Source organism: Peribacillus sp. (assembly GCF_059453735.1).
This window is the reverse complement of record NZ_JAZVJO010000228.1, coordinates 1-3,410: the sequence shown is the minus strand read 5'-3', so window position 1 is coordinate 3,410 and position 3,410 is coordinate 1. Positions and strand designations below refer to the sequence as shown.

4 protein-coding genes are annotated in these 3,410 nt (G+C 38.2%); all 4 read right to left on the bottom strand.

All coding sequences use genetic code 11. The annotated features are described in order from the left end of the window. On the bottom strand, positions 1-544 hold a 544-nt coding region (locus AC52RT_RS07165; protein ID WP_495540106.1), incomplete at its 3' end, for a sigma-70 family RNA polymerase sigma factor. Positions 545-694: 150 nt separating this feature from the next. After that, positions 695-1,414, bottom strand: coding sequence for an RNA polymerase sporulation sigma factor SigE (gene sigE / locus AC52RT_RS07160; RefSeq protein ID WP_340849513.1), 720 nt, complete (start codon positions 1,412-1,414; stop codon positions 695-697). Between the two features lie 61 nt (positions 1,415-1,475). After that, positions 1,476-2,399, bottom strand: coding sequence for a sigma-E processing peptidase SpoIIGA (spoIIGA, locus tag AC52RT_RS07155; protein ID WP_495540105.1), 924 nt, complete (start codon positions 2,397-2,399; stop codon positions 1,476-1,478). A 190-nt stretch (positions 2,400-2,589) separates the two neighbouring features. Further along, on the bottom strand, positions 2,590-3,410 hold an 821-nt coding region (gene ftsZ / locus AC52RT_RS07150), incomplete at its 5' end, for a cell division protein FtsZ (protein ID WP_495540104.1).

The window sequence follows — 3,410 nt, the reverse complement described above, 5'->3', positions numbered from 1 at the left end:
AGATTGGATCGCCGCCATCATTATAAATCGGTTCAAACAACGATACTGGATCTTGTATGGCATCAAGAGCGAACACAATTTCTTCATGACTTACGCCAAGCTCCTTAGCAATCTCTTGTGCTGTCGGTTCCCTCAATGTTCTGCTCATTAGTTTTTCTTTAACCTGTAAAGCCTTATAGGCGATATCCCTTAAAGAACGAGAGACTCTGATAGGATTATTATCGCGTAAATACCTTCTGATTTCTCCTATAATCATTGGAACTGCATACGTTGAAAATTTAACATTTTGCCCTAAATCAAAATTATCAATTGATTTCATCAATCCTATACAGCCCACCTGAAATAGATCATCTACATACTCTCCTCGATTATTAAAGCGCTGAATCACACTTAATACGAGTCTTAAATTGCCATTGACCAGTGTTTCTCTAGCGTATTTATCGCCTTCTTGCATTTCTTTAAAAAGTTTTCTCATTTCATCATTCTTTAAAACGGGCAATTTCGATGTGTCTACTCCACAAATCTCAACTTTATTTCGAGACAAGTTAATTCCCTCCTCACAGGAGCTGCTGTACAAAAAACAGTATCTCCCTGGAAGGAAAAAATATGCACTTGCCTGTCGGATAAAAAACTTCATTTTTAAGTAGTCAGAGAACAACTCCTAGAGCCGACAAGATTTTCATATGTGAAAAATTTAAACCATTTTATTAAATTCTTTTCGTAATCTTTTAATAATCCGTTTTTCTAGACGTGAAATATAAGATTGCGAAATCCCAAGCATATCTGCTACATCCTTTTGTGTTTTTTCTTCCTCACCGGCTAAACCAAAACGCAGTTCCATTATTTGTTTTTCTCGGTCTGAAAGCTGTGTTAGCGCTTTAGATAATAATTTACGATCTACATTCGCTTCAAGATCTTTCGTAATAATATCATCATCCGTTCCAAGGACATCCGAAAGCAGCAATTCATTACCATCCCAATCGATATTAAGCGGCTCATCAAATGAAACTTCGGACCGAATTTTATTATTTCTTCGAAGATACATGAGTATTTCATTTTCGATACATCTAGAAGCATACGTAGCCAGCTTAATCTTCTTCTCAGGATTAAAGGTATTGACCGCTTTAATTAAGCCAATCGTACCAATACTGATTAAATCTTCAATATTAATTCCAGTATTTTCGAACTTTCTCGCAATATAAACAACAAGACGTAAATTTCGTTCAATCAGCATTGCCCGGGCAGTTTCATCCCCTTTGGGAAGTTTGTTAATTAACACTTCTTCTTCTTCCTTTGTCAGCGGAGGAGGCAGGGCTTCACTACCTCCTATGTAAAATACTTCATCTGATTTCAAGCCTAATTTGAACAATATTTTATACCAATAATACGTGAGACGAAGAATAAATTTTTTCAAAATGATTCTCCCTTCTATTTTATATTTTTAATGAGTATGATTCCTTTAATGTGTTGTTTTTTCAGGATACATGCAGGGTTGGAACTCCAGACAGCATCTTAGGATGGACGATACATTGGTAACGATTATCAGGTGACAACTGTTGGAGGGTAAATGAAATGAACCCTCTCTCTACCTCAAATTGAGCATTTTTGTGCTTGATACGTATTGAGTCAGGCTTTATAGCGGTTAGCAGCTGATGGTCTTTACCAACTACTTTACACGGAATAATCCGTATTCGGTTGGACCAGGTATATTCTTGATCGTGACCGTTCAAGTGGAAGCTATCCTCTTTAAAAAGTTTTAGCATATCAGGAGGTACCGAATCTTCAGAACCCCAAAGTGAAACAATCATCACGGGAGAACGGGTAATGGGATCGTATAATTGGTTTCCACTATCAATAAACCCAGCTAATGTACACTCAAAGAAATCAATTTTTATCATTACTTCTACGATTTGATCAAAAGATAGGGTATTCAATTCTATGCTTTTTAAAGTACGCCTTGAAAATTGCCAGGCGATTGGAAAACCAATTAAAACAAAAACCCAGCTCATCGGATCACCATATGCATTAATACCTGCATACCTATTCGGGCTCTCAGAAACAATTTTATATTCAAATAAGAAATGCAGCCCGAGTAATATACCGCCTGATAAAAAAGTAATGAAATAAAGGCAGGCTAAACGTTTAATGAATGTCATCCATCTGCTAAATCCAAATACAGCCACGACCATCACAACAGAAAACAGTAATTTTATTGGTACTTGATCCGCAAGCTCTCTATAGGGTGTAAAAGCCAGTAAGATAATCATGGATCCAAGAAGTCCGCCAAAAGCTATTCTCCAAAGCGGGACCTTCATTTTCAAAATGACTGCAGTCCAGCTAAGAAGCAAGCAGTCAAAGAGCCAATTTAACAGCCAGATGACATCCAAATATAAAGTCAAGCAACTCCCCCTCCCTGCACCTTTCTTATCTGTTAGCCAAAAGTATACCCTACATAGACATGGTAAGTCTGTCACTTTTTGTATCCACACTAGAAGAGTTTTTCTGTCTTTTTATGCTATTTTGTAGAAAAATTTATCACTAAAAAACACAAAAAAAAGATCCGCTTCCGCGGTCCTTTTTTTCTTAGATTTAACGACGTCTATTTCGGTTGCGAAGAAAAGCAGGAATATCCAACGCTTCATCCGCTTGATTAGTATTTTTTACAGGCTGTTCTACAGGCTCTTCCCGTTTCGTTTCACGTTTGATACCTGGAGCAGCTGTTGGTCTTGGCTGACCATATGATGGACGAGACGTTTGAGCTGGTCTTGGAGCCTCTGTTTCATTAAAGCCAGTTGCAATGACAGTGACAACAATTTCGTCCTTAAGGTTCTCATTGATAACAGATCCGAAAATCATATTAACATCTTGATCAGAAGCAATAGCTACAATATCAGCTGCCTCTTGAACTTCAAATAGACTAAGGTTTGTTCCACCAGTGATGTTCATCAGCACGCCCTGTGCGCCATCGATTGACGTTTCAAGCAACGGACTTGAGATTGCTTTTTTAGCGGCTTCAGCAGCACGATTTTCGCCAGAAGAGATCCCAATACCCATTAAAGCTGAACCCTTATTTGACATGATGGTTTTTACATCGGCAAAATCAAGGTTAATTAAACCAGGTACAGCAATTAAATCGGAAATCCCTTGTACACCTTGACGTAAAACATTATCTGCTTCACGGAATGCTTCAAGCATCGGTGTACTTTTGTCAACAATTTCAAGTAAACGGTCGTTTGGAATAACAATTAACGTATCTACAGCTTCTTTCATGGCTGAAATTCCGCCCTGTGCTGAAGTTGCTCTTTTACGTCCTTCAAAGGTAAATGGTCGAGTAACAACACCAACAGTTAAAGCACCGATTTCTTTAGCTATCTGTGCAATGACAGGTGCAGCACCTGTTCCGGTTCCGC